We start from the raw sequence: 26,631 nt of genomic DNA, 5'->3' as shown, positions 1-26,631 counted from the left end.
CATGCGCGCGGGGCGTCTTGCGGGCCGGACGGGCTCGCCCTTTTGAAAGGAATATTCCATGGCTGAGATCACGGCCGCCCTCGTCAAGGAACTGCGCGACCGCACGGGCGCAGGCATGATGGACTGCAAAAAGGCGCTCGCCGAAAACAACGGCGACATCGAAGCGTCGATCGACTGGCTGCGCACCAAGGGCCTCGCCGCCGCCGCCAAGAAGGCCGGCCGCGTCGCCGCCGAAGGCCTCGTCGGCTTTGCGACCGAAGGCACCAAAGGCGCGCTGGTCGAAGTGAACAGCGAAACCGATTTCGTCGGCAAGAACGAACAGTTCCAGGAATTCGTCCGCGACGTGACGCAGGTCGCGCTTGCCGGCAACATCACCGACATCGATGCGCTGAACGCTGCCGCTTATCCCACCGGCGGCACCGTCGCCGAAAAGCTGACCAGCAACATCGCTACGATCGGTGAGAACCAGTCGCTGCGCCGCGCGGCGGTCGTGTCGGTCAGCTCGGGCGTCGTCACCGGCTATGTCCACAACGCCGCCGCACCCGGCATGGGCAAGATCGGCGTGCTCGTCGCGCTCGAATCGACCGCCGGCGCCGATGTTCTCGAGCCGCTCGGCAAGCAGCTCGCGATGCACGTCGCCGCCGCGAACCCGCTGGCGCTGAACGGCGACGATCTCGACGCCGACCTCGTCGCGCGCGAACGCGCGATTGCCGAAGAAAAGGCGGCCCAGTCGGGCAAGCCCGCCGACATCGTTTCGAAGATGGTCGATGGCGCGATCGCCAAGTACCGCAAGGAAAACGCGCTGCTGTCGCAGCTGTTCGTGATGGACGGCAAGACTCCGGTCGCCGAAGTCGTCGCTGCCGCCGGCAAGGATGTCGGCGCGACGATCACCCTGAAGGGCTTCGTCCGCTTCCAGCTCGGTGAAGGCATCGAGAAGGAAGAAAGCGACTTTGCGGCGGAAGTCGCGGCGGCCGCTGGCGTCTAAAAGGGAAGATACGGATTGCCGCGTCTGTCGCGGTAGTCCGCTTGGCAATGGCGCGTGCCCGCTCTAGGGTGCGCGCCATTCGCTTATATCGAGTTTGCAAGAGGTTCCCCACGACATGGCATTGCCCGGCATGAAACGCATTTTGCTCAAGCTGTCGGGCGAGGCGCTGATGGGCTCCACCCCTTTCGGCATCGACCCCGAAACGGTCGCGAGCATGGCGGCCGAGGTCAAGGAAGCAAAGGGCCGTGGGCTTGAAATCTGCCTCGTCATCGGTGGCGGCAACATCTTTCGCGGCATGGCAGGGGCGGCCAAGGGCATGGACCGCGCGCAGGCCGATTATATGGGCATGCTCGCCACCGTGATGAACGCGCTCGCGATGCAGAATGCGCTCGAGCAGCTCGGCGTCGAAACGCGCGTGCAGTCGGCGATCGAGATGGACAAGGTGTGCGAGCCGGTGATCCGTCGCCGCGCCGAACGCCATATGGAAAAGGGCCGCGTCGTGATTTTCGCCGCGGGCGTCGGTGCGCCTTATTTCACCACCGACAGCGGCGCGGCGCTGCGCGCCGCCGAGATGAAGTGCGACGCGCTCTTGAAGGGCACCAGCGTCGACGGCGTCTATAACGCCGACCCCAAAAAGGACCCGAGCGCGGTCCGCTACGATACGCTCAGCTATGACCGCGTGCTCGCCGACAATCTGAAGGTGATGGACGCGAGCGCGGTGGCGCTCTGCCGCGACAATCATATCCCGATCGTCGTGTTCAATATCCGCGAGCCCGGAAATCTGGCGCGCGTGCTGGCGGGCGAGGGCGTTTCGACCGTCGTCGGCGACGCCTGAGAAGAATGAGAGGAAAGACAGATGGCGAAATATGACAAGGCCGACCTCGAACGCCGCATGCACGGCGCGGTCGAAGCATTGAAGAGCGACCTTTCGGGTCTGCGTACCGGTCGCGCGCACACGGCGCTGCTCGATCCCGTGACGGTCGAGGTTTACGGCAGTCATATGCCGCTGAACCAGGTCGCCTCGGTCAGCGCGCCCGAACCGCGCATGCTGTCGGTGCAGGTATGGGACAAGTCGAACGTCGGCCCGGTCGACAAGGCGATCCGCTCGGCAGGCCTCGGGCTCAACCCGATCGTCGACGGCCAGATGCTGCGCCTGCCGATCCCCGAAATGACGCAGGAACGCCGCAAGGAATTGTCGAAGCTCGCCGGCCAATATGCCGAAAAGGCGCGCGTCGCGGTGCGCAACGTCCGCCGCGACGGGATGGACAATCTCAAGGCCGACGAAAACAAGAAGGAAATCAGCGAGGACGAGCGCAAGCGCGCCGAAACCGACGTCCAGAAGCTGACCGACAGCACGATCGCCGAAATCGATGCCGCCGCGACCGCCAAGGAAAAGGAAATCCTCGGCTAGTGCTTCGGGGCGCCCATCTCTCTTCCGCTCGTGTCGAGCGAAGTCGAGACACCCATCGGACTGGAGCAAGGCCGGGGGGCATCTCGACTTCGCTCGATGCGACCGGATTTTGAGGTTTTTCCTGTGACGGTTTCGGACCACGGCGCGCGCCATGTCGCCATCATCATGGACGGCAACGGCCGCTGGGCGAAGAAGCGCCTCCTGCCTCGCGTCGCCGGGCACAAGGCGGGGGTCGAGGCAGTGCGCACGATCGTGCGCGCCGCGGGCGACCTCGGCATCGAGGCGATGACGCTCTATGCCTTCAGCTCCGAAAACTGGAAGCGGCCCGAAGAGGAAGTCAGCGATCTGATGGGGCTGATGAAGCGCTTCATCCTCTCCGATCTCGACGAATTCGCCGCGAACGATGTGAAGCTGAAGGTCATCGGCAACTGGCGCGCGCTCGCGCCCGACGTTGTCGCGCTCATCGAAAATGCGCTTGAGCGTACCGCGGGCAACAAGCGCACGACGCTTGCGGTCGCGCTCAACTATGGCGCGCAGGACGAGCTGGTGCGCGCGGCGAACGCCGCCGCGGCGCAGGGCGGGATCACCGCCGAGGCGATCGAGGCGAACCTCGACACCGCCGACATGCCGCCGCTCGACCTGCTCATCCGCACCTCGGGCGAGGTGCGGCTGTCGAACTTCCTGCTCTGGCAGTCGGCCTATGCCGAACTCTATTTCACCGACATCTTGTGGCCGGACTTCAAGCCGGCCGATCTGAAAGCGGCGCTCGACCATTTCGCGCGTCGCGATCGCCGTTACGGGGGACTTTAAGGGCATGGTGACAGCGGTGAAATCGGATCTCTGGGTGCGGGCCGGGTCGGCGATCATATTGTTCGCGATTGCGGGCGCCGCGCTGTGGTTCGGCGGCATCGCCTTCGGCCTGCTGCTGCTGATCGGCGGTGCGCTCGTGCTCGTCGAATGGTTCCAGCTTGTGAAGCGCATGACGCTCGGTGGCGGGGGCAAGGCCGCGCTCAACATTCTCGGCCCGATCCTCGTCGTCGGCGCGATGGCCGGGCTCTGGTTCGTCCGCGATCATCTGGGCATGACGGCGGCGCTGTGGGTGTTCGGGATGGTCTGGGCGACCGATATCGGCGCCTATTTCGCTGGCCGTGCCTTCGGCGGCGCGCGCCTGGCACCGAAAATCAGCCCGTCGAAGACCTGGTCGGGGCTGGTCGGCGGGATGGTTGCTGCCTTGATCGCCAGCGCGACGATCGGCGACCGCGCAGGGATCATCGGCGTGCCGCTGTGGATCGGCCTTTTCATGGGGCTGCTTGCGCAGCTCGGCGACCTTGGCGAAAGCTGGATGAAGCGCCGCGCGGGGGTCAAGGATTCGGGCAAGCTCATTCCCGGGCACGGCGGGCTGTTCGACCGCGTCGATGGCGTGCTGCCGGTGGCGCTGCTGCTCGGCGGGCTGGCCTTCGTCGGCCAGATCGCCGTGCGGGCGGCGGGCTGAAATGGCGCAGCGCCGCCTCTCGCTGTTCGGCGCAACGGGGTCGGTCGGGCGATCGACCCTCGATCTCGTCCGCCGCGATGGCGAGGCGTGGCGCGTCACCGTGCTCACGGCCAATTGCGACGTCGGGGAACTTGCGAAGCTTGCAAGGGAATTTCGTCCCGACCTTGCGGTTGTCGCCGACGAAAGCTGTCACGACGCGCTGAGGCAAGCGCTCGCCGGAACCGGTATCGAAACCGCCGCCGGATCCGCAGCGCTCGTCGAGGCGGCGCAGCGACCCACCGACCTCGTCCTCGCGGCGATCGTCGGCACCGCTGGCCTCGCCCCCACGATGGCGGCGCTGGCGGCGGGGCACGACGTCGCGCTCGCCAACAAGGAAGCGCTGGTCTCGGCGGGCGAGCTGATGACCGCTGCGGCGCGCGCATCGGGCGCGACGATCCTGCCGGTCGATAGCGAGCATAATGCGATTTTCCAGTGCCTCGCGGGCGGGCGCATCGACCAGGTGCGCCGTATCATCCTGACCGCGAGCGGCGGCCCCTTCCGCACGATGAGCGCCGCCGACATGGCCGCCGTCACCCCGGCGCAGGCGGTCGCGCATCCGAATTGGTCGATGGGGGCCAAGATCAGCGTCGATTCGGCGACGATGATGAACAAGGGCCTCGAATTGATCGAGGCGCACCACCTCTTCCCCGTCGGGCTCGATCGCATCGAAATCCTCGTCCACCCGCAGTCGGTGATCCACAGCCTCGTCGAATATATCGACTGCTCGACGCTCGCGCAGCTTGGTTCGCCCGACATGCGCATCCCGATCGCGAGCGCGCTCGCCTGGCCGCAGCGGATGGCGACGCCGTGCGCCCCGCTCGACCTCGCGACCATATCGCGGCTCGATTTCGAGGCGCCCGACGAGGTGCGCTTTCCCGCGACCGCGCTCTGCCGCGCCGCGATCGCCGAGGGCGGCGCGCGACCTGCGCAACTCAACGCCGCGAACGAGGTGGCCGTCGCCGCCTTCCTTGCCGGCCGGATTTCCTTCCCCGCGATCGTCGATACGGTGCGCCGGGTCATCGATGCCGAGGCGCCGGCCGTGCCCGCATCGCTTCAGGACATATTCAGCGTCGATGCCGCATCCCGTGCGGCTGCGCAGCATTTTGTGGACCAATTAGAACATGCTTGAGACCCCGGGTTTCGCCTTCACGGTTCTGGCCTTCCTGCTCGTGCTCGGGCCGCTCGTCTTCGTGCACGAGTATGGCCATTATATCGTCGGTCGCTGGTGCGGGGTGAAGGCCGATACCTTCTCGATCGGCTTCGGTCGCCGCATCCTCGGCTGGACCGACAAGCGCGGCACCGAGTGGAAGATCGGTTGGTTGCCGCTCGGCGGCTATGTCCAGTTCGCGGGCGACCGCGACGCCGTCAGCCAGCCCGACGCGAACTGGCAGGCGTTGCCGGCCGAACAGAAGTCGCACACCTTTCCCGCGCAGCCGGTGTGGAAGCGCTCGGCGATCGTCGCGGCGGGGCCGGTCACCAATTTCCTGTTCGCGATCCTGATTCTCGCCAGTTTTGCGTGGATCGGCGGCAAGCCGGTCACGCCGCCCGTCGCCGGCGGGATCGAGGCAGGGTCGGCCGCCGCTGCCGCGGGGCTGCGCGCGGGCGACCGGATCGTCACGATCGACGGGCGGTCGATCGAGACCTTTGGCGATATCCCGCTGGCGGTGGCGCACCGTCCCGGCGAGGCGCTGCAGGTCCGCGTGCTGCGCGCGGGAAGCGAGCGCGCGGTCGAGCTGACCCCGCGGCTGGTCAAGGAAAAGGATCCGTTCGGCAAGGAATATGAACGCGCGATCCTTGGTCTCGCGCCGCCCGCACCGCAATTGCAGCCGGTGTCGCTGCTCGAAGCGCCCGCGGTCGGGCTGCACCAGACCTGGCAGATCGTCCGGCAGACCGGCGAAGTGCTCGGCCAGTTCCTCACCGGCCGCCGCTCGATCAAGGATATGAACGGGCCGGTCAAGATCGCGGAGATTTCGGGGCAGGCTGCGACGCTCGGGCTTGCCTCGCTCATATTCTTTATCGCCCTGATTTCCATCAATCTGGGGTTCATCAATCTCTTGCCATTGCCGATGCTCGATGGTGGTCATTTGCTATTCTACGCCTATGAAGCAGTCCGCCGGCGCCCTGCGCCGCTGCAGGTGCAGGAATGGGCGTTTCGTTTCGGCTTCGCGGCGGTCGCGACGCTGATGCTGGTCGTAACTTTCAACGATTTGGGCTCATTGGGCCTGTGGGACCGGATCGCGCGCTTGATTGGCTAGCGAGTCTGGGGCAGGGAGTGGCGCGCGAGCCCGCGGTCAGGCGGGTTTGTCGCTTTTGAGTTATTTTTTCGGGATGAACAGCGTGGCTTCACACAAATTTTCGGCGCGGACGCAGCTGTCGGTCGCTCTGTTGGCCGGCACGATGCTCGCGACGCCGCTGATGGCGCAGGAGGTTGCGCCGCCGCCCGTCCCCGCTCCGACCGTCCCGGCGCCCGCGCCCGAAGCGGTCCCGACCGCGACGACGGTCCAGTCGATCACCGTCGTCGGCAACCAGCGGCTCGAGGCGCAGACGATCCTTTCCTACCTGCGCCTGCGCGTCGGCCAGCAATATGACCGCGCGGTGCTCGACCAGGCGCTGAAGGATCTCGCCGCGACCGAGCTGTTCAAGGATTTCCAGATCACCGACAACAATGGTGCGCTGACGATCCAGGTTACCGAAAACCCGGTGATCAACCGCGTGATCCTGGAGGGCAACAAGCGCCTGAAGGAGGACAAAATCCGTCCCGAGATCAAGCTCGCGCCGCGCCAGATCTTCACGCGCTCCAAGGTGCGCGCGGACGTTGCGCGCATCATCGAGCTTTACAAGCGGCAGGGCCGCTTCGCGGCGACGGTCGAACCCAAGATGGTGTCGCTCGACCAGAACCGCGTCGATGTCGTGTTCGAGATCAACGAGGGTCCGAAGTCGAAGGTCCGCCAGATCAACATCATCGGCAACGAGAAGTTCAGCGACGGCGACCTCAAGGACGAGATGGCGACGAAGGAGACAGGGCTGCTGACGATCCTGTCGTCGAACACCAGCTACGATCCCGACCGCCTCGCTTATGACCAGCAGAAGGTGCGCCTTTTCTACCTGACCAACGGCTATGCCGATTTCCGCGTCATTTCGGCGGTGGCGGAGCTGACGAGCAACAAGCAGGACTTCATCATCACCTATGTCGTCGAGGAGGGCGAACGCTACAAGTTCGGCGACGTCGACGTGCAGAGCGAAATCCGCGACTTCCAGCCCGAGATGCTGAAGAAGCTGCTGCCGATGAAGACCGGCGACTGGTATGACGCCAAGCTGGTCGAGGACACGGTCGAAAGCCTCAGCGAGACCGCAGGCCTGTTCGGCTACGCCTTTGCCGACATCAATCCCGAGTTCCGCCGCAACCCCGACGACCGGACGATGGCGATCACCTTCAACGTCGGCGAAAGCCCGCGTACCTATGTCGAGCGCATCGACGTCAACGGCAACACGCTGACCCATGACAAGGTGGTTCGCCGCGAATTCCGCCTGAACGAAGGCGACGCCTTCAACAGCTTCGGCGTCAAGCGCACCGAGAATCGCATCAACAGCCTCGGTTATTTCCAGGAAAATCTGGAGATCGAGCGCAAGGAAGGCAGCGCGCCCGACCGCATCATCCTCGAAACCAATGTCGAGGAAAAGCCCACCGGCGAACTCTCGCTCTCGGCCGGTTTCTCGTCGATCGAGAATTTCCTGCTCCAGGCCTCGATCCGTCAGCGCAACTTCCGCGGCCTCGGCCAGCAACTGCAAGCCTCGGTCAACTATTCGAGCTATTCGAAGTCGATCGAGCTCGGCTTTACCGAACCCTATCTGTTCGACCGCAACATCTCGATCGGCGGCAGCGTCTATCGCCGCGACCTCAATTCGTTCAACTTCATCGACAATGATCGCCGCACGACCTTCGAACAGGTCACGACCGGCGCGCAGGTCAACGTCGGCGTGCCGCTGACCGAATTCATGTCCTTCTTTGGCCGCTACAGCATCAATTTCGACGATGTGACGCTCGACAGGTCGATCTATTATTTCGGCGACGAATGCGACCCGCTCGTCGCCGGCCGTTATCTGTGCGACGCGATCGGCAACCGCACGACGTCGCTGCTCGGCTACACGCTCGCCTATGACGACCGCGACAATCGCATTCGTCCGACGCGCGGCCAGTCGCTGTCCTTGAGCCAGGACTTCGCGGGGCTCGGCGGCAGCGTCAAATATGTTCGCACGCGCCTTGCGGGCACCAAACACTTCAATCTCGGCAGCCGCTTCATCCTCAACATCTCGGCCGAGGGGGGCTATATCTACCCGTTCGGCGGGCGCCCGACCCCGACCAGCGACAAGGTCCGCCTGACCGACCGCTTCTTCCTCGGCGAACCGCAGATGCGCGGCTTCGACATTCGCGGCATCGGTCCGCGCGTCATCCGCTATGCCGCGACCTATGATCCGCTCAATCCGGTGATCGACACCAGCAACGACAACCGTGGCCAGATCGACGATGCGCTCGGCGGGCGCGCCTATTATCAGGGGCGGGTCGAACTCGATATCCCGCTCGGCACCGGCGCGAAGGAACTGGGGCTGCGGCCGTCGATCTTCCTCGACGTCGGGTCGGTGTTCAGCGTGAAGCGCCCGACGCTGACCACTCTCGACGATTTCCGCGATCCCGCCGACGGTTTCACGAAGTTCCTCTGCCGCAACGCAACGACGGGCGTCAGCCAGTTCGCGACCGAAACGACGACGACCACCGATGGGGTCACGACGGGAACCGGCCAGTACACGACCTGTCCGACGGGATTCTCGTCGCTCGCGCCGTTCGAGGAACGCTTCTTCGGCGATACTTGGATGCCGCGCGTCTCGATCGGCGCCGGGGTCAACTGGAACTCTCCTTTCGGTCCCTTCCGGATCGACTTCGCTTACGCCCTTCGCAAAGAAGAGGGCGATGATACCAAACGCTTCTCATTCAATGTAGGAACCCAATTCTGATGAAGAAAATTCTTGCCGCCTCCGCGCTGGCGATCGCCGCGCTGTCGGTTTCGCCCATCCTGTCGGCTCCCGCCCTCGCGCAGGCGAAGGGCGTCGGCGTCGCCGACGTCCGCGTCGCCGCCGCGCGTTCGAACGCCTTCCGCACCGCGTCGCAGCAGATCGAAACCACCTACAAGGCTCAGATCGACCAGCAGCAGTCGCGCGGTCAGACGCTGCAGGCTGAAATCAACGTGCTGATCGCGAAATATAACGAAGAGGCGAAAAAGACGCCGCAGAACCAGGCCGCGCTGCAGGCCGCCGCAAAGGCGGTGCAGGACAAGCGTCAGGCGGCGCAGACCGAACTCGGCCAGATCGGCGCGCCGGTCGACCTCGCCATCGCCTATGTCGAAGACCAGATCAGCGTTCGCATGAACGAGGCGATCAAGGCCGCGATGACCGCGAAGAAGATCGACCTGCTGCTCAATCCCGATGCGGTTCTCGCGCGCGAGAACAATGTCGACATCACCGACGCGGTGGTGACCGAACTCAACCGCATCCTGCCCAGCGTTTCGATCGCGGTCCCCGCCGGCTACCAGCCCGGCCAGCTCGTCCAGCAGCGCAACCAGCAGTTGATGGATGCGGCGCGCGCGTCGCAGGGAACGGCAACTCCGGCTCCGGCCCCGGCCGGCACCGCACCGACCACGCGCTGATCCGATGGCCGACGGGCAAAATGGGGCAGGGGCATTGGGCCCGGTGGATATCCGCCGGATCCTGACGCTGCTGCCGCACCGTTATCCGATGCTGCTCGTCGACCGGGTGGTTTCGATGGTGAAGGACACCTCGATCCACGCGGTCAAGGCGGTGACGATGAACGAGCCCTTTTTTCAGGGCCATTTCCCCGGCCGGCCGATCATGCCTGGCGTCCTCATCGTCGAGGCGCTGGCGCAGGCGGGTGGCATTCTCGCGGTCGAATCGCTGGGCCTCGGCGGCTCGGGCAAGCTTGTCTATTTCATGGGCATCGACGGGGTGAAGTTCCGCAAGCCCGTCGAACCCGGCGTCCTGCTCGACCTCCACGTCACCATACTTCAGGCAAAGCGGAATATCTGCAAGTTCGAAGGGCGGGCGATGCTGGACGGCCAGCTGGCGACCGAATGCCAGTTCACCGCGATGATCGCCGATCCGCCGAGCGATTAAGCACCACTTGCAAATTATGGCTTTCGCCGTTAGGGGACGCCGCTTCGCGGCCCCGGACGGGGAAGCATCGACTCACGCGGCTGGTCGGAAACCAGCGGCACAGGAGCATTTGAGATGAAAAAAGACATTCACCCCGCGTACCACATGATCACGGTCAAGATGACCGATGGTACCGAATATCAGACGCGCTCGACCTGGGGCAAAGAGGGCGATGTGATGACGCTCGAAATCGACCCCACCGCGCACCCGGCCTGGACCGGCGGCACCGGACGCCTGCTCGACGCGGGTGGTCAGGTCGCGAAGTTCAACAAGCGCTTCGGCGGTCTCACCCTCAAGCGTTAATTCGCGTCCGGCTCACGCCAGGACTTTTGCAAGCGCGCTTTGCCACCCGGCAAGGCGCGTTTTGCGTTTCGGGGCATCGAGCGCCGGGGTAAAGCGCGTCGCGGTGCCGCGCATCGCCTGCGCCGCGCTCGCCAGATCGGGATAAAGCCCAGCGCCCGTTGCGGCGAGCATCGCGGCACCGAGCGCCGTGCTTTCGACGAAACCCGGGCGTTCGACCACGAGGTCGAGCATGTCGGCGAGATCCTGCGCCATCCAGTCGTTCGCGGCCATGCCGCCGTCGATGCGCAGTTCCGCCCAATCGACGCCGTCGGCGGCGAAGGCGGATTTCAGGTCGTGCGCCTGATAGGCCTGTGCCTCCAAGGCTGCGCGCGCGACATGCGCCTTCGTGCTCGCGAAGCTGAGCCCCGACAGCGCCGCCAGCGCATCGGGCCGCCAATGCGGTGCGCCAAGGCCCGATAGGGCGGGGACCAGATAGACGCCGCCATTGTCGGCGACAGACCGCGCCAGCCCCTCGCTTTCGCTTGCGCTTGCCAGCAGGCCCAATCCGTCGCGCAGCCATTTGATCAGGCTGCCCGCAACGAACACCGACCCTTCGAGCGCATAGGATCGCACGTCGCCTTCCTGCACGAGCACGGTCGCGAGCAGGCGGTTGTCTGATCGGGGCCGCGTCGTGCCGCTGGCCGAAAGGACGAAGGCGCCGGTGCCAAAGGTCGCCTTCGTCTGCCCGGGCGACAGGCACGCCTGCCCGATCGTCGCTGCCTGCTGGTCGCCCGCCATGCCGCAGATCGGGATCGCGCCGCCGAACAGCGCCGGGTCGGTCGTGCCCACCGTCGCGGTGCAGCCGGTGATTTCGGGGAGCAGGTCCATGGGAACGCCGAGCAGGTCGCAAAGCCCGTCGTCCCAGCCGCGGCCCGCATCGATGTCCATCAGCAGCGTGCGCGAAGCATTGCTCGCATCGGTGACATGGACGCCGCCGGTCAGGCGATAGACCAGATAGGATTCGACCGTCCCGACCGCGAGCCGGTCGCCGGCTTCCTTCAGCTGCGGCCAGTGCTTCAGTGCCCAGCCGGCCTTGGTTCCCGAGAAATAGGGATCGAGCAGCAAGCCGCTCGTCGCCTGCACCATCTCCTCATGCCCCGCTTCCTTTAGCGCGGCGCAATCGGCGGCGGTGCGCCGGTCCTGCCACACGATGGCGCGGGCGAGCGGTTCGCCGGTGTTGCGATCCCAGAACACGACGGTTTCGCGTTGGTTGGTGATGCCGATCGCCGCGACATGATCGGCGCCGCCGGCGCGCGTCACCATCTCGCGCGTGCAGGCGAGCGTCGCTTCCCAGATTTCGGCCGCGTCATGCTCGACGAGGCCGGGGGCGGGATAATGCTGCCGGATCTCGCGCTGTGCGCTGCCGAGCGGGGTGCCGTCGGCGCCGAACAGCATCGTGCGGGTCGACGTCGTGCCCTCGTCGATGACGATGATCTTTTCGGACACCTGATCCTCCTCCGCACGGTTCTTTTCTTTCGCCATCAATGAAGAAAGAACGGCGCTTCGACAAGCTGGAGGCGAACGGGAAGAGGGAAGCAAGCAATTATCTTGCAATATCGCGCAACTCATGCCATATGATTGTGCAGCGCAGCATGGCGGGATATCCCGCCGCAACCACCGGCAGCGTGATTTTCCCGCCCGATTTCAGGCGCGGGACGAGCCGGACCAGCGCTTTGTCCCCAGAGGCACCCTTTCACGCGGGTCGTTTCGAACCCGCGGCCCGTGCGCCGTCCGTTCGATCCGAACGGATGTGCCTGCGCGTCGCTCATAGTGAGTATTTCATGACGACTTTCAACGACTTTGGCCTGCACGCCGATATCAATCGCGCGCTTGCCGCCAAGGATTATACCGTCCCGACCCCGATCCAGGTTCAGGCGATTCCGCCGCTGATGAAGGGCCGCGACCTGTGCGGTATCGCGCAGACGGGCACTGGCAAGACCGCCGGCTTCTCGCTGCCCTCGATCCATCACCTCCTGACCTATCCGCACCGCCCGACCCCGCGCGGCTGCCGGATGCTCGTGCTCGCGCCGACGCGCGAGCTCGCGGCGCAGATCGCGCAGAGCTGCCGCGACTATGGCCGCTTCACCAAGCTTAGCGTCTCGACCGTCTTTGGCGGCGTGCCGATCAACAAGCAGATCCGCGACCTGTCGGGCGGCGTCGATATCCTCGTCGCGACCCCCGGTCGCCTGCTCGACCTGATCGACCAGCGCGCGCTGCGCCTCGACGATGTCGAAATCTTCGTCCTCGACGAAGCCGACCAGATGATGGACATGGGCTTCATCCACTCGCTGCGTCGCATCGCCAAGCTGCTGCCCTCGCGTCGCCAGAACCTCTTCTTCTCGGCAACGATGCCGAAGGAAATCGCGCATCTCGCCGAACAGTTCCTCGAGGATCCGGTGACGGTGTCGGTTACCCCGGCGGCGACCACGGTCGAAAAGATCAGCCAGTACGCGACCTTCGTCGAACAGAAGGAAAAGCAGGCGCTGCTGCACTCGATCGTCGCGAGCGAAGATATCGACCGCGCGCTGATCTTCACCCGCACCAAGCATGGCGCCGACCGCGTCGTGCGCCACCTCGCGGGCGCGGGCATCAAGGCGATGGCGATCCATGGCAACAAGAGCCAGTCGCAGCGCACCCACGCGCTGCAGGCGTTCCGCTCGGGCGACATCAAGCTGCTCGTCGCGACCGACATCGCCGCGCGCGGTATCGACGTGTCGGGCGTCAGCCATGTGATCAACTTCGAGATCCCGAACGTGCCCGAACAATATGTCCACCGCATCGGCCGCACCGCGCGCGCCGGCGCGGAGGGCAAGGCGATCAGCTTCATCGCCCCCGACGAGCGGCCCTATATGCGCGACATCGAGCGCGTTACCCGCAGCAAGTCCGAACCGATGCCGCTGCCCGAGAATTTCAACGAGATGGTGCGTAACCTGCCCAAGCCGGTGCAGCCGCCGCGCGACACCGGCAGCCAGGGCCGCAATCCGCAGCGCCAGCGCGAAGATGCGATGCGCGGCCGCGGTCCGGGCAAGCCGGGCGGCGATCGCGGCCCGCGCCGCGACGGTGCAGCCGGCGAAGGCGCCGAAGGCCAGCGCAAGCGCCGCTTCCGCCCACGCAACAAGAGCGTCGGCGCGCACAAGGGCGCGGTGAAGCGCGTCGGTTGACGCTAAAACCCTCTTCATTGCGAGAAGCGTAACGATGAAGCAATCCAGAGTAGCGTAAACCGCTCTGGATTGCTTCGCTTCGCTCGCAATGACGAACTGTTATCGCGGGGCTGTGGCGCACCATTGACGCCAAGCAGCTAAAGTCTACTTTCGCGCCATAACAGGGCGAAGGGGCAGCGGATGACGGACGCAACGGCAACCATCGACACCCGCCAGAGCGAACGCAAGGTCATCCTGGCCTCGTCGCTCGGCACGGTGTTCGAATGGTATGATTTCTACCTTTACGGCCTGCTTGCGACGATCATCTCGGCGCAGTTCTTTTCGGGCGTCAACGAAACCACCGGCTTCATCTTCGCGCTCGCGGCCTTTGCCGCGGGTTTCGCGGTAAGGCCTTTCGGCGCGCTCGTCTTCGGCCGCATCGGCGATCTCGTCGGGCGCAAGAATACCTTCCTCGTCACCATGGGGCTGATGGGCGCGTCGACCTTCCTCGTCGGCATCCTGCCCAGCTATGCGTCGATCGGCGTCGCGGCGCCGATCCTCCTCGTCCTGCTGCGCCTCGTCCAGGGTCTCGCGCTTGGCGGCGAATATGGCGGCGCCGCCACTTATGTCGCCGAACATGCACCCGAGGGCAAACGCGGCCTCTTCACCAGCTTCATCCAGACCACCGCGACGCTCGGGCTGTTCGCGGCGCTCGGCGTCGTCATCGCCATCCGCTCGGCGATGGGCGAGGCGGCCTTCGCCGACTGGGGCTGGCGCATCCCCTTCCTCATCTCGATCATCCTGCTCGGCGTCTCGCTCTGGATCCGCCTCCAGCTCGAGGAAAGCCCGGTCTTCAAACAGATGAAGGAGGAGGGGACGACGTCGAAGGCGCCGCTGACCGAAGCCTTCGGCCGCTGGGAAAATCTGAAATGGGTGCTCGTCGCGCTGTTCGGTGCGGTCGCGGGGCAGGCGGTCGTCTGGTATTCGGGGCAATTTTATGCGCTCTTCTTCCTCGAAAAGACGCTGAAGGTCGATGGCGCGACCGCGAATATCCTGATCGCCATCGCGCTGGCGCTCGGCACGCCCTTCTTCATTGTCTTCGGCTGGCTTAGCGACAAGATCGGGCGCAAGCCGATCATCCTTGCAGGGTGCGCGCTCGCGGCGCTCACCTATTTCCCCGCGTTCCACATGCTGACCAGCGCCGCCAATCCGGCGATGGCAAAGGCGCAGCAGACTGCCGCCGTGACGGTCAACGCCGACCCCGGCACCTGTGCCGTCCAGTTCGATCCGATCGGCAAGGAAAAGTTCGAAAGCAGCGGCTGCGACATCGCCAAGTCGGCGCTCGCCAAAGCCGGGGTCAGCTATACCAGCGTGACGCGCCCGCGCCACACCGGCGAGGCCGCCGACGTCTGGATCGGCAATCGCGTGCTGGTTGCGCCTGAACCGTGGCGGCTTGCCGAGGAAGATCGCGCGGCTGCGGCCGAAGCCTTCCGCCAGGAACTCGCCGCCGCGACCGCCGCCGCGGGCTATCCCGCCAAGGCCGATCTCGATGCGATGAACAAACCGCTCGTCGTCGCGATCCTCTTCTACCTCGTGCTGCTGGTGACGATGGTCTACGGCCCGATCGCTGCGCTGCTCGTCGAGCTTTTCCCCAGCCGCATCCGCTACACCGCCATGTCGCTGCCCTATCATATCGGCAACGGCTGGTTCGGCGGCTTCCTGCCGACGACGGCCTTTGCGATGGTCGCCGCGACGGGCAATATCTATTACGGCCTCTGGTATCCCGTGATCGTCGCGGTGATCACGCTGGTGATCGGTTTGTTGTTCCTTCCCGAGACCTTCCGCCGCCCGCTCCATCCTCAGGCATAGATTGACCCATCGGGGTCGCCCGCTAGAGTATCGTCAGGCCTTCAGGGGGGCATGATGACTGTCGAGGACATAGATTTCGGTGAGCCGCCGCCAACGCGGCGTCCCTTGTTCCGGCGCAAGCGGGTGCTGATCCCGCTTGGCGTCATACTCGCGATCATCGTCGGTTTTCTTCTCCTCCTGACTCCCGATACCGATCGTGACGCGATGATCGCCAAATATGGCGGCCCGAACGCGGCCTTCGCCGCAGGACCGGCGGGCCAGCGCATTCACTATCGCGATCAGGGCCGGGCCGATGGCCCGCCGATCATCCTGATCCACGGCGCCAATGCCAGCCTCCATACGTGGGAGCCGCTGGTGAAGCGGCTCGGCGCCACCTATCGCATCGTCACGCTCGACCTGCCCGGCCACGGGCTCACCGGCGCCACCCCCGATACCGATTATTCGGCCAAGGGGATGATGGAGGCGGTCGATGTCGTTGCCGCCAGGCTCGGGCTCGATCATTTCATCCTCGGCGGCAATTCGATGGGCGGCTGGGTGGCGTGGCGTTACACGCTCGCGCAGCCCGCGCGCGTCGATGCGCTGCTGCTGATCGACGCCGCCGGCATGCCGCTTCGCAAGGGCGAAAAGCGCCCCGAATCGAACGTCGGCTTTCGCATCCTCGAATATCCCTTCGGGCGCTGGCTCGCGACTCGGGTGACGCCGCGGATGCTCGTCGAACAGTCGCTGCGCGGTTCGGTCGAGAAGCAGGAGATCATCGATGACGCGATGATCGACCGCTATTGGGAATTGCTGCGTTTTCCCGGCAATCGCCCGGCCACCGTGTTGCGCGCGCGGATGAACCGCGAGCCCGCGATGGCCGCGCACGTCGGGGAGATCGGGGCGCCGACCTTGATCCTGTTTGGCGACCGGGACCGGGTGATCAACCCGACCGCGGCCAAGACCTTCAACGAACGGATCGCGGGGTCGGAAGTCGTGATCCTGCCGGGCATCGGTCACTTGCCGATGGAAGAGGCGCCGGACGCGACCGCAGCCGCCATCGCCGACTTCCTCAAGCGGCGGCTTGCGCCCGCTCCGGCTCGTCCAGAAACGCGCTGATCCGCGCCGAAATCGCCGCGGCATGGGTAAAGGGGAAGAGGTGGGATCCCGGCACCACTTCCAGCACCGCGCCGTCGATCAGGTCGGCGATCGCCTGGCCGTGGCATGCGGGAACGACGCCGTCGCGCTCGCCCATCAGGATCAGGACGGGCGTGCCTTTCAGGTGCGGCAGCGCCGCCGCGCTCGTCCATCCCGCCATCGCCATCGACTGATAGGCGAGCCCGAGCGGCGTCGCGGTCGGCAGCTTGAGCCCGCTTGCCAGCATATCGTCATCGAGCAGCGCGGCCCAGCCGATCCCCGGCGCGCTGACGGTCGGTGTCGTCGCCATCAGCACCAGCCGCCGTACGCGGTGGGGGAACTGGACCGCGACCTGCTGCGCCAGCGCGCCGCCCCAGCTGAAGCCCGCGACATCGACCAGCTTGTGACCCAGCCGGTCCGCTATCTCCATCACCACCGCCGCGATCGTCGGCGCGCCATAGGGCAGCAGCGCGTCGGGCGAGCCGCCGACGCCCGGCATGTCCAGCGTCCACACTTCGCGACCGTGGATTTGCGCGAGCAGCGGCGCGGCGGCGGCGATATCGGCGCCGATGCCGTTGAGGAACAGCAGCGGCGTGCCGGGTGCTCCCTCACGCCAACGTGCGACGCGAAGCGAAAGGCCGTAGACATGCTCGGTGCTGATGGCCGGCCGGCCGCTGATCCTGCTCATGGCCTGCGCCATCGCATATCCTGACCTCCGGCGAAAGACCGGTGCGCTACTCGGCTTGTCCCGCGGTCTCGGCGGCCTGCTCGTAGCGCAGGCAGTCGAAGATCTTCGCGCCGGCGAGAAAGACCGAACCGGTGCAGGCGAGCAACAGCAGCTTGCCGCCATAGCCCGGATATTCATGCAGATAGGCCGCTCCGCGCGCCATCGCGCCAACGGCGAGCGCATAGATGATGAGGCACGCCTCGAAGCGGGTCTTGATAACGAACAGGCGTCCGATTTTTTTGAGCATCACCTTAAACCAAGCAAGCGCCGTGCCAGTGGCGCAAATCGAGGATTTGGCGCGCCGAGACTATGGTAAACTGTAAGTTAATCCGACAGATGGTGGAAGGGCGGGCGCCTGGAAATAGCGCGGGATTGGCCCGACTTGCCGCGTTTGATCGGGAAGTGCGACGACAACATCGTCGATATAGCACCAGCCCCATCCCTCGGGCGGATCATAGCCCTCGATAATCGGGCGCCCCGTCTCGTGAAAATGCGCGCGGGCATGGCGCGCCCGCGAATCGTCGCATCGAAATAATGGGATATTTTATTCGCTGAGCGACTACCGCGCTTGTAGGCTCGCCTAGATAACTCTTTGAAATTCCCAACGAATATCCAGCCAGATGCCCGTGAATCGCGATCCAACCCTTCCCTCCGGGGGGGCATTGGCCGCACTACAAGGCTGCTATGCGCCTGATCGAGGTCGTAGCCGGCCGCGCGGCGGCTGCCCGAAACCTGCCGTTCGCGTAGGCAGGATAGGATGCCAGGAATGTGTTCGATCTCGCCGGCAGAGCAATCTCGGCTGTTTTGCGAAAGTCATGCTCGCAAAATATCGCGTGGCACCTAGCCGAGGTCGATCTCGAGGAGCGCCAGCGTCGCATCGCCTTCATAGTCACTTGAACGGAAGCCGAGCGTTCGTTCGACGTCGATCGCTTCGCGATTGTCGCGGCTTTCGATCGAACGCAGCCGTTTGACGCCGCGCTTCTTCGCGAGGTCGACAGCGTGGTTCAACAGGCTCCATCCGACGCCGCGGCCCTTATATGCCGGCAAAATCGCGATCGCGACCTCGGCCACCTCGAATTTGTCGTCGGCCGCGATCAGGAGGCTCGCGACAAGTTCGTTGCGGTTGCTTTCGAACGCCAGCAGATGCTCGCGATGACGGTGATCGACGTCGATCATCGCCGCCAGCTGCGCGCCCGACAGATGCGGCTGGGCGCTGAGGAAGCGAAACCGCATATCATCGGGCGCCAGACCATCGAAAAAGCGATTGAGCAGCGCTGCATCGTCGGCGGTGACGGGCCGCAACATGATCTCGGCGCCATCGCGCGTGACGATGCTCGTGCCGCCGGCTTCGGAGAGCGTCATATCCAGCGATTGGTCAGTCATGTCAGCTTTCCTTTGCTTGGTGCCGGGTCCGGCCGCGGCCGTTTCGGACGGTGGTTCGCCGCTCAGGCATCGACGGTTGCGCCCACAACCCAGGTGAGGGCTTCTTCGCGTCGTTCGGGCGTGAAGGTGCGATAGCTGATGCCGGGCAGCAGCGCGCTTTCTAGCCGCGTGCCCGCGCGGATCCACGCCTGGTCGGCAACGACCGCCACCCGGCCGAAGTGGCCGAGCTTGCCGAACAGCGGCAACGCCCTGGCCATATAGGAGCCGAGGCCGGAAAGCTCGATTCCGTCGACCGAATGCGTTTCGACGAAGATATGCACCTTCGCATGCTGCGCCATGGCCGCATCGAGCCTGTCCATGATGGCGTCGAGGTCGGCGCCGGTGATCTTGTCGGCGAGCCTGAGCGCGATGACGTCGTCCGCGCCGTTGATCCATTCCATCATGATCTGCCTCCTGCCTGCGAAAGAACCAATGTGATGCCGAGAATGAGAAGGTCGAACGCCAGCGCCTTGATGGCGGGTGAGGCGAGCGCGAAGGGCCAGCCGAAACCGAGCGCCATCGCCACGGCAAGGGTTGCCGCGCCCGAAATATAGAGCCATCCGCGGCGCCGCCGGCCGGTTCCGAGCGCGATGGCCACGCGCGCGACCCCGGCAATGCCGAGGCCGGCCGCCAGCGCATAGGCCAGCCCGCCCTGGCCGAGTAGCGGATCGGCGATCAGGATCGCGGCAGCGATCAGATAGGGCGCCGCCGCCGCCCGCCAGGCGGTCCGTTCTCCGCGATGCCGCGATATGTGCGCCTCGCGAATCTGGATGAGCGCCGCGACGCCCATCAGCACGACCAGCCACAGGATGGCCGCTATTGTCGTGAGGAAGGGGCGCGGCGAAAATTGAAGGAAGAGGAGCACGGCGCCCGCGCCGATAGCCAGACCCGCAGCCCAGAACAGGTTGCCGTATTCGCCCTGCGGGCTCGCTGTTCTCGCCATGAAGCCGGCCATATCGCGTTCCTTGCTGTCTGTGGGGGCAAGGATAGGCGCCGAATGCGTCCGCCGCAGTTCGGGATTCTACGGATGCCACGCGTGCTGGGGACAGGCCTATGGCGAAAGTGTGATACTCGTGTCGGACCTCCCGCACGGGTTTCGCGCGAAGCCATTTGGCGATATGCTCGTCGGTGAGGGGCAGGGCGTTCGATTGGCGCCGGTTGCCCCGCGCGGGAGGGAGCGACTGCGCCGATGCCTTTGATGGAACGATCCTTACCGGCCCGTGTGCTGGTCGCGCTGGCGTTGGTCGTTGTGGCGGCGCTGGTCCGCAATCTGTTCGATTTCTGGATCGACGGCCAAGCGGCCTTTCTCCTCTTCGCGCTCGCCATTCTGTCCGCATCGATCCTCGCAGGCCCGCTCGCTGCGGCGATCGCCGTCTTTCCCTCGCTGCTCCTCGGGATCTACTTTTCCGGGTTTCGGGAAACAGGCGCCGTCGATTTCGTCGAAGCGGCGCTTTTCCTGCTGACGGCTGCGGGTATCATCTTGCTCGCACGCTCGAGCCACGGGCTGAAGGGACGCATTCGCGAAAGCGAAGGAAGCGCGGCCCGCCGTGCAGCCGAGGCCGACGTGCTCGCCGAGGAACTCGGTCTCCTCATCGACGGCGCTGAGGGTCATGCCATCTATCTTCTCGACCCCGAGGGGCGGGTCACGATCTGGAACAAGGGGGCTGAGCGCCTGAAGGGCTGGTGCGAGGAGGACGTCATCGGGCTCGACGCGTCGGTTTTCTATCCGTCCGACGCGATCGCAAGCGGAAAACCCGCCGACGATCTTGCGCGCGCCGCGCGCGATGGCCGTTTCGATACCGAGGACTGGCGCGTCCGCAAGGACGGCTCCGAGTTCCTCGCCGACGTGTCGATCACCGCCCTGCGCCATCCCGACGGCAGCCTGCGGGGGTTTGCCAAGGTCGTGTCCGATATCACCGGCCGGCGTGCTTCGGAAGAGGCGCTGCGGTCGCAGGAAAGCCATCTTCGCTCGATCCTTTCGGCGGTGCCCGATGCCATGGTGGTGATCGACGACCAGGGCCTGATCCTGTCGTTCAGCGCGGCCGCCGAACAATTGTTCGGCTATAGCGAGGCCGAACTGCTCGGCGCCAACGTCAGCATGCTGATGCCGTCGCCCGACCGCGAACGTCACGACAATTATATCCGGCGCTATCTGGAAACGGGCGAGAAGCGGATCATCGGCATCGGGCGCGTCGTCTTTGCCCAGCGCAAGGATGGATCGACCTTTCCGATGGAGCTTTCGATCGGCGAGGCGACGGGCGAGGCGCATCCGTTGTTCACTGGCTTCATTCGCGACCTCACCGAGCGTCAGAAGACCGAAGAGCAGCTCGAATCGCTGCAGTCCGAGCTCATCCATGTTACGCGCGTCAGTGCGATGGGAACGATGGCATCGACCCTCGCGCACGAACTCAACCAGCCGCTGACGGCGGTCGCCAATTATGTCGAGGCGGTGCGCGACATGCTCGCCCGGCCCGACCCGGGCGATTTCCCGATGATCCGCGATGCGCTCGACGACACAGCGAAGGAAGCGCTGCGGGCGGGGCATATCGTCCGGCGCCTGCGCGATTTCGTGGCGCGCGGCGAGGTCGAGAAGACGATCGAGAAGCTCCCCCTGCTGATCAACGAAGCCGCGGTGCTCGGCCTGATGGGCGCGCGCGAAAAGGGGATCGCGCCGCGCTTCGATCTCGACCCCTATGCCTCGCCCGTGCTCGTCGACAAGATCCAGATCCAACAGGTTCTCATCAACCTCATCCGCAACGCCTGCGAGGCGATGGCGGCGAGTCCGGTGCGCGAACTCAGTGTTATGAGCCGCCCCGACGAGCGCGGCTTCGTGCGCGTGATCGTCGCCGATACCGGGCCGGGCGTCGATGCGCAGATTGCCGAACAACTTTTCACGGCCTTTACAAGCACCAAGTCCGAAGGGATGGGGCTGGGCCTTTCGATCTGCCGCACGATCGTCGAAGCGCACGGTGGGCGGATCTGGATGGAGCCGCGGGAAGGCGGCGGTACCGAATTTCATTTCACACTGGTCAGCGCGAAAGCCGAGGAACGGGATGACGGATAATAAGCTTGTCCATATCGTCGACGATGAGGACGCCATCCGGCGCTCGGCGAGCTTCATGCTCAAGACGTCGGGTTACAGCGTCCAGACATGGGCGAGCGGCGCTGCCTTTCTGAAAGAGGTGCGACATGCCGCTGAGGGCTGCGTCCTGCTCGACGTCCGGATGCCCGAGATGGACGGCCTCGAAGTCCAGCAGGCGCTGCTCGACCGGGGTGTAACGATGCCGGTGATCGTGCTGACCGGCCATGCCGATGTGTCGATCGCGGTGCGGGCGATGAAGGCGGGCGCGGTCGATTTCCTCGAAAAGCCGTTCGAAAAAGTGGTGCTCATTGCCGCGATCGAGGCTGCTTTCGACCGGATCGCAGCGGCGGACGGCGCGGCCGCGCGCGCCGCTGAAGCCAATGTCGTGCTGGGCGTCCTCACTCCGCGCGAACGCGAGGTGCTCGACGGTCTGGCTCAGGGGCTGCCGAACAAGACGATTGCCTATGACCTCGGTATCTCGCCGCGCACCGTCGAAGTGCACCGCGCCAATCTGATGGCGAAGCTCGACGTCCGCAGCCTGTCCGATGCGCTGCGCCTCGCCTTCGCGGCCGGCATGGGTGCCTGATATAGGGAGCAATACGTAGCGACCGACGGAAGCACGGCTCGCTAGAAAGCGGGCATGATACGAATGCGCGCTTTCCCATGAAAATCGAGCCCGCCGCGCTGCCGTCGATTGCGGACCTTTCCGGGCGCGAGCGCGAGGTCGTGGCAGGGTTGATGCGGGGCCTCACCAACAAGCAGATCGGCCATGAACTCGGTATCAGTCACCGGACGGTCGAGATCCACCGCGCGCGGGCGATGCGAAAGCTGCGGACGCCGACGCTTGCGGCGCTTCTCTCGCTGGTCTTGCCCCATCGGAACGAGTTCCCGCGAGGCGGATGAGTCCAGACCCTGTCACATTATCCAGGGCAGCATGGCGAAGCCGGCGACCACGCTGGCTACGAGCGGCAGCGCCGCGAGCCAGCCGCGGCGCGTCCGGACGAGAGCGAGAGGAATCGCCGCCTTGAACAGCGTATTGGCCATGACCGCCGCCGCGAGCGCCATTCCGGCCGTCCGGCCGTCGAGGGTCCCGGATGGCAGCCCGCCGATCGTGACGATTGCCGCGTCGACGTCGGCGATTCCCGACAGCGCCAGGATGATCGCGGTTCCGCCTTCGCCGATCCGCTCCATCAGCCAGCGAGCGATGAGCGCCATCGCCATCACCAGCACGGTCAACCCCAGCGCCGGGGCGAAGTTCAAGGGGTTGCGCAAATTCATGGCTTCGGTCGGCGTTGCGGGGGCGTGGCGGGCGCGCAGCAGGCACCAGATTGCGGCGGCGAGGCTGACGAACGCGGCGGGACCGATCAGCAGCGCGGCGGTGCCGAATGCAATCGGCGCGAGGATGGCGACAAGGACGACGACGCGGGTGAGCATCACGGCCGAGGCCGCGGCGATCCCCGCTACCAGCGCGGGCGCATTTTCCGTCTCGTCGCGCAGTCGTGTCGCCAGCGCTGCGGTCACGGCGGTCGAAGACACCATCGCGCCGGTTGCGGCCATCGCCAGCGTTCCGCGCGTCGCACCGAACCGTTTCGCTGCGGCATAGCCGGCGAAGGAAAAGCCCGAGACGAGCACGACGACGAGCCAGAGCTGCCTCGGATTCCATGCCTCATAAGGGCCGAGCGCGCGATCGGGGAGCAGCGGCAGGATGACGATCGCGATCAACGCGAAGCGGGCGATTGCACTGACCTCGGTTTCGGTCATGGCGCCGATCCAGCGGTGAAGCTGGGGGCGCATCGTCAGAAGCAGCGTGGTGGCGACCGCCAGGATTGATGCGAGCAGGGGCTGGGCTGACGTCGCGAGAAAGCCGCAGGCGAGGGCGATCAGCGAAGCAAGACCGGCGGTGCCGCTCACGCTGCGATGCGCCATCCTTGCATAGCCGAGGAGGATCAGAAGCGAGGCGGCCGTCAGCAACAGGATCGCGGCCGCGCGGTCGATCGGTTCGAGAGCCCCGGCGATTCCTCCTGTCAGTCCGAGCAGGCCGAAGGTGCGGATCCCGGCAAAGCGGCTTCCATCGGCTTCGTTTCGCGCCGTCCATCCGCGCTGGACGCCGATCAGCAGACCCAGCCCAAGCGACAGCCCGATGCCGGTAAGAAGCGGCCATTGCCCAAACCCGGCGGGCGCGATCAGTACGGACATTCCGGCCCCCTTTCGAAAGCTGCGGAGGCGGTTTTGCGCATCGCCCCCGCCCGGATATCGGCGCATCGGGAGGAGCGGATCAGCTTCGGGCGTCGCGTGCGCATGTGATGCAATGCGGAGTGACAGGAAGCGCCTCGAGGCGCGCCGCGGAAACTGGTTTACCGCAAGCGATACAGAGGCCGTAGGTTCCGGCTGCCAGCCGCGCGAGCGCCTGCCGGGTCAGTGCGATTTCACTCAGCGCCGCGCCTTCGATCGCATCGAGCGGCTCGTCGTCCTGACGTGCGACAGCCTGGTCGGCAAAATCCTCGCCGAGCGGTTCGCGCTGCGTCGCCTCGATGTCGTCGATGCGGGCGCCAAGCGCGAGGAGACGCGCTTCGAGTTGCGTGCGGAGGGTGACGGCGTCGTACATCATCTTTCCTCTTGTGAAGGATGCCTTAGTGGGCTGTGCAGACCCGCTCGCATCGAAAGATCAGGCCTCGTGATGCGGCGAATGCACCGCGACGTCGTTACGCAATTCCCCTTACGGTCCGCCGTGGGCCGATCCTCCCGGCCTTCATACGTACTCTTCCTTACTCACTTCGCCGCAGGGCGCGCATAGAAGGCACGGCATGAACCAAGCGCCCGCCATTCGCAGCATCATGCCGGAGTATCGTCAGTGAGCGATTGTGCGTCCTGCGCCGTGCGGGGCCGCGCGATCTGCGCGAGCCTTGACGCCGGCGAACTCGCCGAACTTGGCCGGATGGGGCGCCGCCAACGGGTCAAATCGGGCCATACACTGATATGGGAAGGCGACGATGCGCCGCTCGTCGCCAATGTCCTGAAGGGCGTGCTCAAACTGGTCGTGGCGGCTTCCGACGGGCGCGAGCAGATCGTCGGGATCGTCTTCGCCTGCGACTTCATCGGCCGGCCGTTCGGCAAGGAAAGTCTTTATCGCGTGACTGCGATGACCGACGCTGAAGTGTGCATCTACAACCGCAACAGCTTCGACGCCTTTGCCGGTGCGCATCCCCATCTGCAGCAGAAATTGCTCCGCCGGACGCTCGATGAACTCGACCGGGCACGCTATTGGATGATGCTGCTCGGCCGCAAGTCGGCCGCCGAAAAAGTGGCGTCCTTCCTTCTCGAAATGTCCGATCGTCTGGCGGGTCAGGCGGGCCCGACGCGCCGCGACGACGGATTCGAACTGCCCTTTGGCCGTCAGCAGATCGCCGACATATTGGGGCTGACGATCGAAACGACGTGCCGGCAACTGACCCGGATGCGCGCCGACGGGCTGCTCGATCTTCCCTCCCGCCGCGAGGTGGTCATCCACGATCGGCGCGCGGTGGAAGCGATGGCCGGATGATCATGCGCCCGCGCATCGGTCGTCCGGGCGATCGCCGGCAATGCGCTCGACCGGCGCAGCTCGCGCGAGCGGCCATGCTGATCGGCGCGGCGCTGCTGCCGCTGGTATCGACGGCGCAATCGCCGGCGGGTGAAAAATCGGTTGTCGGTGCGGCGAAGGCGCTGAAACCGGGCGAATTTTTCTGGGCGCCGGAAATCGCGGCGAACGGGCCGCTTTTGCTCGTCGTCAGCCTCGCGACGCAGCGCGCAACCTTGTATCGCAACGGCATCCCGATCGCGATTTCCACGGTGTCGACGGGCAGCGCCGATCATCGAACGCCGGTCGGCGTCTTCACGATCCTCGAGCGCCGGGTCGAGCATTATTCGAGCATCTACGACAATGCTCCCATGCCCTATATGCAGCGGCTTACCTGGGGCGGGATCGCACTCCATGGCGGAACATTGCCCGGCTATCCGGCGTCGCACGGCTGCATCCGGTTGCCGCACGCGTTCGCGCGGCTGCTTTACGGCGTTACCCGGCCCGGCATGACGGTGATCGTCACCGAGACGGCGGCGATCCCGCGCGTGGCGCCCGGCGATCCCGTTGCATGGGCGGGCACCGATGCGGGCGGCATCGCCGACTGGCATCCCGAACGCGCGCCATCGGGGCCCGTCGCGGTCGTCGTCAGCGCGGCCGACCGCCGCGTCCTTGTGCTGAGGAACGGGATCGCGATCGGTTCTGCACCCGTCCGGATCGACGGGCCGGTCGCCGGGACGTCGGTTTTCATGCGACAGGGCGCGCCCGACGGGCGAGCACAGTGGACCCGCGTGCATTTGCCCGAACCGCTTGGTTCGGCGCCGACCGAAAGCCTCCGCGGCCGGATCCACGTCGCGCCCGACTTTCGGGCTGTGGTCGAGCCGCTGCTTGGACCCGGTTCGAGCGTTATCATAACCGGCGACTCGCTCCGCGCGGACGACGCGAACGCGATACCTTTCCACATCGAGGATGATGAGGGCGCGTCGGGGCCTCATCAAACTCCGCGTCGGCCGGCCCCGCCATAGATGAGGAGGCGAACCGAAAACCCGTACGGGTAATTGCGAATGTGCCGTGTCTGATCGGCTGTGCAGAATGGGGCATCTGGTTGAAGTCGGCAGGGTGTCCTCAGCGTCACGAAACCGGATCTTCGCCAGGCACGACGTCCCTGTGCTGCCTGTGTTTCATCCTGAGCCGGGTGGAATCGGCGCAGTCAGGGATGCAGCGCTGCGAG

At 65.4% G+C, this 26,631-nt stretch carries 27 protein-coding genes; 19 read left to right on the top strand and 8 right to left on the bottom strand.

Features of this window, described 5'->3' with window-relative positions:
- Positions 1 to 58 precede the first annotated feature (58 nt).
- The 11 genes from tsf to rpmE all read left to right on the top strand — a co-directional run bounded on the left by tsf (position 59) and on the right by rpmE (position 10,452).
- Positions 59 to 985 carry a translation elongation factor Ts gene (tsf, locus tag HDC29_RS16790; protein WP_179499443.1) on the top strand — a complete coding sequence of 309 codons (927 nt, stop codon included), beginning with the start codon at positions 59 to 61 and terminating at the stop codon, positions 983 to 985.
- A 115-nt stretch (positions 986 to 1,100) separates the two neighbouring features.
- Positions 1,101 to 1,820: a UMP kinase gene (gene pyrH / locus HDC29_RS16785; RefSeq protein WP_179499442.1), complete on the top strand. Its 720-nt coding sequence runs from the start codon at positions 1,101 to 1,103 to the stop codon at positions 1,818 to 1,820.
- Between the two features lie 21 nt (positions 1,821 to 1,841).
- Positions 1,842 to 2,396: a ribosome recycling factor gene (gene frr, locus HDC29_RS16780; protein ID WP_179499441.1), complete on the top strand. Its 555-nt coding sequence runs from the start codon at positions 1,842 to 1,844 to the stop codon at positions 2,394 to 2,396.
- A gap of 96 nt (positions 2,397 to 2,492) precedes the next feature.
- Positions 2,493 to 3,206: a polyprenyl diphosphate synthase gene (gene uppS / locus HDC29_RS16775; RefSeq protein ID WP_179499440.1), complete on the top strand. Its 714-nt coding sequence runs from the start codon at positions 2,493 to 2,495 to the stop codon at positions 3,204 to 3,206.
- Between the two features lie 4 nt (positions 3,207 to 3,210).
- Positions 3,211 to 3,888, top strand: coding sequence for a phosphatidate cytidylyltransferase (locus HDC29_RS16770; RefSeq protein ID WP_179499439.1), 678 nt, complete (start codon positions 3,211 to 3,213; stop codon positions 3,886 to 3,888).
- 1 nt (position 3,889) lies between these two features.
- On the top strand, positions 3,890 to 5,056 hold the full coding sequence (locus tag HDC29_RS16765; protein ID WP_179499438.1) for a 1-deoxy-D-xylulose-5-phosphate reductoisomerase: 1,167 nt from the start codon (positions 3,890 to 3,892) through the stop codon (positions 5,054 to 5,056).
- A complete protein-coding gene (gene rseP / locus HDC29_RS16760; protein ID WP_179499437.1) occupies positions 5,049 to 6,182 on the top strand; it encodes an RIP metalloprotease RseP in 1,134 nt (377 codons plus the stop codon). Before HDC29_RS16765 ends, rseP begins: the two co-directional genes overlap by 8 nt.
- 73 nt (positions 6,183 to 6,255) lie before the next feature.
- Complete coding sequence (bamA, locus tag HDC29_RS16755; RefSeq protein WP_179499609.1) at positions 6,256 to 8,937, top strand: outer membrane protein assembly factor BamA; 2,682 nt, start codon at positions 6,256 to 6,258, stop codon at positions 8,935 to 8,937.
- A complete protein-coding gene (locus HDC29_RS16750) occupies positions 8,937 to 9,626 on the top strand; it encodes an OmpH family outer membrane protein (RefSeq protein WP_179499436.1) in 690 nt (229 codons plus the stop codon). The genes bamA and HDC29_RS16750 overlap by 1 nt, the downstream gene beginning before the upstream one ends.
- Positions 9,627 to 9,630: 4 nt before the next feature.
- Positions 9,631 to 10,110: a 3-hydroxyacyl-ACP dehydratase FabZ gene (gene fabZ, locus HDC29_RS16745; RefSeq protein ID WP_179499435.1), complete on the top strand. Its 480-nt coding sequence runs from the start codon at positions 9,631 to 9,633 to the stop codon at positions 10,108 to 10,110.
- Between the two features lie 114 nt (positions 10,111 to 10,224).
- Positions 10,225 to 10,452, top strand: coding sequence for a 50S ribosomal protein L31 (rpmE, locus tag HDC29_RS16740; protein ID WP_077030436.1), 228 nt, complete (start codon positions 10,225 to 10,227; stop codon positions 10,450 to 10,452).
- 12 nt (positions 10,453 to 10,464) lie between these two features.
- Here the strand turns inward: rpmE and HDC29_RS16735 are convergent, their stop codons facing one another.
- A complete protein-coding gene (locus tag HDC29_RS16735; RefSeq protein ID WP_179499434.1) occupies positions 10,465 to 11,937 on the bottom strand; it encodes a glycerol kinase in 1,473 nt (490 codons plus the stop codon).
- Positions 11,938 to 12,272: 335 nt separating this feature from the next.
- Between HDC29_RS16735 and HDC29_RS16730 the strand changes: the two genes are divergently transcribed.
- The 3 genes from HDC29_RS16730 to HDC29_RS16720 all read left to right on the top strand — a co-directional run bounded on the left by HDC29_RS16730 (position 12,273) and on the right by HDC29_RS16720 (position 16,595).
- On the top strand, positions 12,273 to 13,652 hold the full coding sequence (locus tag HDC29_RS16730) for a DEAD/DEAH box helicase (RefSeq protein WP_179499433.1): 1,380 nt from the start codon (positions 12,273 to 12,275) through the stop codon (positions 13,650 to 13,652).
- A gap of 180 nt (positions 13,653 to 13,832) precedes the next feature.
- The gene (locus HDC29_RS16725) at positions 13,833 to 15,500 is read left to right on the top strand and encodes an MFS transporter (protein ID WP_179499432.1); all 1,668 of its coding nucleotides are present in this window, start codon (positions 13,833 to 13,835) and stop codon (positions 15,498 to 15,500) included.
- Between the two features lie 51 nt (positions 15,501 to 15,551).
- Complete coding sequence (locus HDC29_RS16720) at positions 15,552 to 16,595, top strand: alpha/beta fold hydrolase (RefSeq protein ID WP_179499431.1); 1,044 nt, start codon at positions 15,552 to 15,554, stop codon at positions 16,593 to 16,595.
- On the opposite strand, the gene HDC29_RS16715 is transcribed toward HDC29_RS16720, so the two are convergent.
- From HDC29_RS16715 to HDC29_RS16690, 5 genes are all read right to left on the bottom strand, one after another.
- Positions 16,549 to 17,301: an alpha/beta fold hydrolase gene (locus HDC29_RS16715; protein ID WP_179499430.1), complete on the bottom strand. Its 753-nt coding sequence runs from the start codon at positions 17,299 to 17,301 to the stop codon at positions 16,549 to 16,551. The two genes, HDC29_RS16720 and HDC29_RS16715, sit on opposite strands and share 47 nt — an antisense overlap.
- A 46-nt stretch (positions 17,302 to 17,347) precedes the next feature.
- Positions 17,348 to 17,587: a hypothetical protein gene (locus HDC29_RS16710; RefSeq protein WP_179499429.1), complete on the bottom strand. Its 240-nt coding sequence runs from the start codon at positions 17,585 to 17,587 to the stop codon at positions 17,348 to 17,350.
- Positions 17,588 to 18,180: 593 nt separating this feature from the next.
- Complete coding sequence (locus tag HDC29_RS16700; protein WP_257018347.1) at positions 18,181 to 18,723, bottom strand: GNAT family N-acetyltransferase; 543 nt, start codon at positions 18,721 to 18,723, stop codon at positions 18,181 to 18,183.
- 62 nt (positions 18,724 to 18,785) lie between these two features.
- On the bottom strand, positions 18,786 to 19,166 hold the full coding sequence (locus tag HDC29_RS16695) for an STAS/SEC14 domain-containing protein (protein ID WP_179499428.1): 381 nt from the start codon (positions 19,164 to 19,166) through the stop codon (positions 18,786 to 18,788).
- The gene (locus tag HDC29_RS16690) at positions 19,163 to 19,717 is read right to left on the bottom strand and encodes a hypothetical protein (RefSeq protein ID WP_179499427.1); all 555 of its coding nucleotides are present in this window, start codon (positions 19,715 to 19,717) and stop codon (positions 19,163 to 19,165) included. The genes HDC29_RS16695 and HDC29_RS16690 overlap by 4 nt, the downstream gene beginning before the upstream one ends.
- A gap of 234 nt (positions 19,718 to 19,951) precedes the next feature.
- Between HDC29_RS16690 and HDC29_RS16685 the strand changes: the two genes are divergently transcribed.
- From HDC29_RS16685 to HDC29_RS16675, 3 genes are all read left to right on the top strand, one after another.
- Positions 19,952 to 21,826 carry a PAS domain S-box protein gene (locus tag HDC29_RS16685; protein WP_257018346.1) on the top strand — a complete coding sequence of 625 codons (1,875 nt, stop codon included), beginning with the start codon at positions 19,952 to 19,954 and terminating at the stop codon, positions 21,824 to 21,826.
- Entirely contained in the window at positions 21,816 to 22,430 is a 615-nt protein-coding gene (locus HDC29_RS16680) for a response regulator transcription factor (protein WP_179499426.1), read from the top strand. The genes HDC29_RS16685 and HDC29_RS16680 overlap by 11 nt, the downstream gene beginning before the upstream one ends.
- Before the next feature lie 77 nt (positions 22,431 to 22,507).
- Positions 22,508 to 22,747, top strand: a complete 240-nt coding sequence (locus HDC29_RS16675) for a response regulator transcription factor (RefSeq protein ID WP_179499425.1) — start codon at positions 22,508 to 22,510, stop codon at positions 22,745 to 22,747.
- A 12-nt stretch (positions 22,748 to 22,759) separates the two neighbouring features.
- Here HDC29_RS16675 and HDC29_RS16670 read toward each other — a convergent pair whose 3' ends face one another.
- On the bottom strand, positions 22,760 to 24,040 hold the full coding sequence (locus HDC29_RS16670) for a DUF4010 domain-containing protein (protein WP_179499424.1): 1,281 nt from the start codon (positions 24,038 to 24,040) through the stop codon (positions 22,760 to 22,762).
- Positions 24,041 to 24,119: 79 nt separating this feature from the next.
- Complete coding sequence (locus HDC29_RS16665; protein ID WP_179499423.1) at positions 24,120 to 24,452, bottom strand: TraR/DksA C4-type zinc finger protein; 333 nt, start codon at positions 24,450 to 24,452, stop codon at positions 24,120 to 24,122.
- A 243-nt stretch (positions 24,453 to 24,695) separates the two neighbouring features.
- Between HDC29_RS16665 and HDC29_RS16660 the strand changes: the two genes are divergently transcribed.
- Complete coding sequence (locus HDC29_RS16660) at positions 24,696 to 25,385, top strand: Crp/Fnr family transcriptional regulator (RefSeq protein ID WP_179499422.1); 690 nt, start codon at positions 24,696 to 24,698, stop codon at positions 25,383 to 25,385.
- Entirely contained in the window at positions 25,382 to 26,425 is a 1,044-nt protein-coding gene (locus tag HDC29_RS16655) for a L,D-transpeptidase family protein (RefSeq protein ID WP_257018345.1), read from the top strand. The genes HDC29_RS16660 and HDC29_RS16655 overlap by 4 nt, the downstream gene beginning before the upstream one ends.
- Positions 26,426 to 26,631 lie beyond the last annotated feature (206 nt).

The organism is Sphingopyxis sp. JAI108 (genome assembly GCF_013410105.1).
In the GTDB taxonomy this organism is placed as follows: Bacteria; Pseudomonadota; Alphaproteobacteria; order Sphingomonadales; family Sphingomonadaceae; genus Sphingopyxis; species Sphingopyxis chilensis.
Note: the sequence above shows the minus strand (reverse complement) of the source record. Positions and strands in the feature narration are given on the sequence as shown.

Bases quoted from the DNA above. Each gene is read 5' to 3' on its own strand.
- HDC29_RS16750 (WP_179499436.1), top strand. From the start codon at position 8,937: ATGAAGAAAATTCTTGCCGCCTCCGCGCTGGCGATCGCCGCGCTGTCG.
- HDC29_RS16665 (WP_179499423.1), bottom strand. From the start codon at position 24,452: ATGATGTACGACGCCGTCACCCTCCGCACGCAACTCGAAGCGCGTCTC.
- HDC29_RS16730 (WP_179499433.1), top strand. From the start codon at position 12,273: ATGACGACTTTCAACGACTTTGGCCTGCACGCCGATATCAATCGCGCG.
- HDC29_RS16680 (WP_179499426.1), top strand. From the start codon at position 21,816: ATGACGGATAATAAGCTTGTCCATATCGTCGACGATGAGGACGCCATC.
- HDC29_RS16670 (WP_179499424.1), bottom strand. From the start codon at position 24,040: ATGTCCGTACTGATCGCGCCCGCCGGGTTTGGGCAATGGCCGCTTCTT.
- tsf (WP_179499443.1), top strand. From the start codon at position 59: ATGGCTGAGATCACGGCCGCCCTCGTCAAGGAACTGCGCGACCGCACG.
- rseP (WP_179499437.1), top strand. From the start codon at position 5,049: ATGCTTGAGACCCCGGGTTTCGCCTTCACGGTTCTGGCCTTCCTGCTC.
- HDC29_RS16695 (WP_179499428.1), bottom strand. From the start codon at position 19,166: ATGATGGAATGGATCAACGGCGCGGACGACGTCATCGCGCTCAGGCTC.
- rpmE (WP_077030436.1), top strand. From the start codon at position 10,225: ATGAAAAAAGACATTCACCCCGCGTACCACATGATCACGGTCAAGATG.
- HDC29_RS16690 (WP_179499427.1), bottom strand. From the start codon at position 19,717: ATGGCCGGCTTCATGGCGAGAACAGCGAGCCCGCAGGGCGAATACGGC.
- HDC29_RS16765 (WP_179499438.1), top strand. From the start codon at position 3,890: ATGGCGCAGCGCCGCCTCTCGCTGTTCGGCGCAACGGGGTCGGTCGGG.
- HDC29_RS16675 (WP_179499425.1), top strand. From the start codon at position 22,508: ATGAAAATCGAGCCCGCCGCGCTGCCGTCGATTGCGGACCTTTCCGGG.
- pyrH (WP_179499442.1), top strand. From the start codon at position 1,101: ATGGCATTGCCCGGCATGAAACGCATTTTGCTCAAGCTGTCGGGCGAG.
- HDC29_RS16655 (WP_257018345.1), top strand. From the start codon at position 25,382: ATGATCATGCGCCCGCGCATCGGTCGTCCGGGCGATCGCCGGCAATGC.
- frr (WP_179499441.1), top strand. From the start codon at position 1,842: ATGGCGAAATATGACAAGGCCGACCTCGAACGCCGCATGCACGGCGCG.
- HDC29_RS16685 (WP_257018346.1), top strand. From the start codon at position 19,952: ATGCCTTTGATGGAACGATCCTTACCGGCCCGTGTGCTGGTCGCGCTG.
- HDC29_RS16700 (WP_257018347.1), bottom strand. From the start codon at position 18,723: ATGACTGACCAATCGCTGGATATGACGCTCTCCGAAGCCGGCGGCACG.
- HDC29_RS16725 (WP_179499432.1), top strand. From the start codon at position 13,833: ATGACGGACGCAACGGCAACCATCGACACCCGCCAGAGCGAACGCAAG.
- fabZ (WP_179499435.1), top strand. From the start codon at position 9,631: ATGGCCGACGGGCAAAATGGGGCAGGGGCATTGGGCCCGGTGGATATC.
- uppS (WP_179499440.1), top strand. From the start codon at position 2,493: ATGCGACCGGATTTTGAGGTTTTTCCTGTGACGGTTTCGGACCACGGC.
- HDC29_RS16715 (WP_179499430.1), bottom strand. From the start codon at position 17,301: ATGAGCAGGATCAGCGGCCGGCCGGCCATCAGCACCGAGCATGTCTAC.
- HDC29_RS16710 (WP_179499429.1), bottom strand. From the start codon at position 17,587: ATGCTCAAAAAAATCGGACGCCTGTTCGTTATCAAGACCCGCTTCGAG.
- bamA (WP_179499609.1), top strand. From the start codon at position 6,256: ATGAACAGCGTGGCTTCACACAAATTTTCGGCGCGGACGCAGCTGTCG.
- HDC29_RS16770 (WP_179499439.1), top strand. From the start codon at position 3,211: ATGGTGACAGCGGTGAAATCGGATCTCTGGGTGCGGGCCGGGTCGGCG.
- HDC29_RS16720 (WP_179499431.1), top strand. From the start codon at position 15,552: ATGATGACTGTCGAGGACATAGATTTCGGTGAGCCGCCGCCAACGCGG.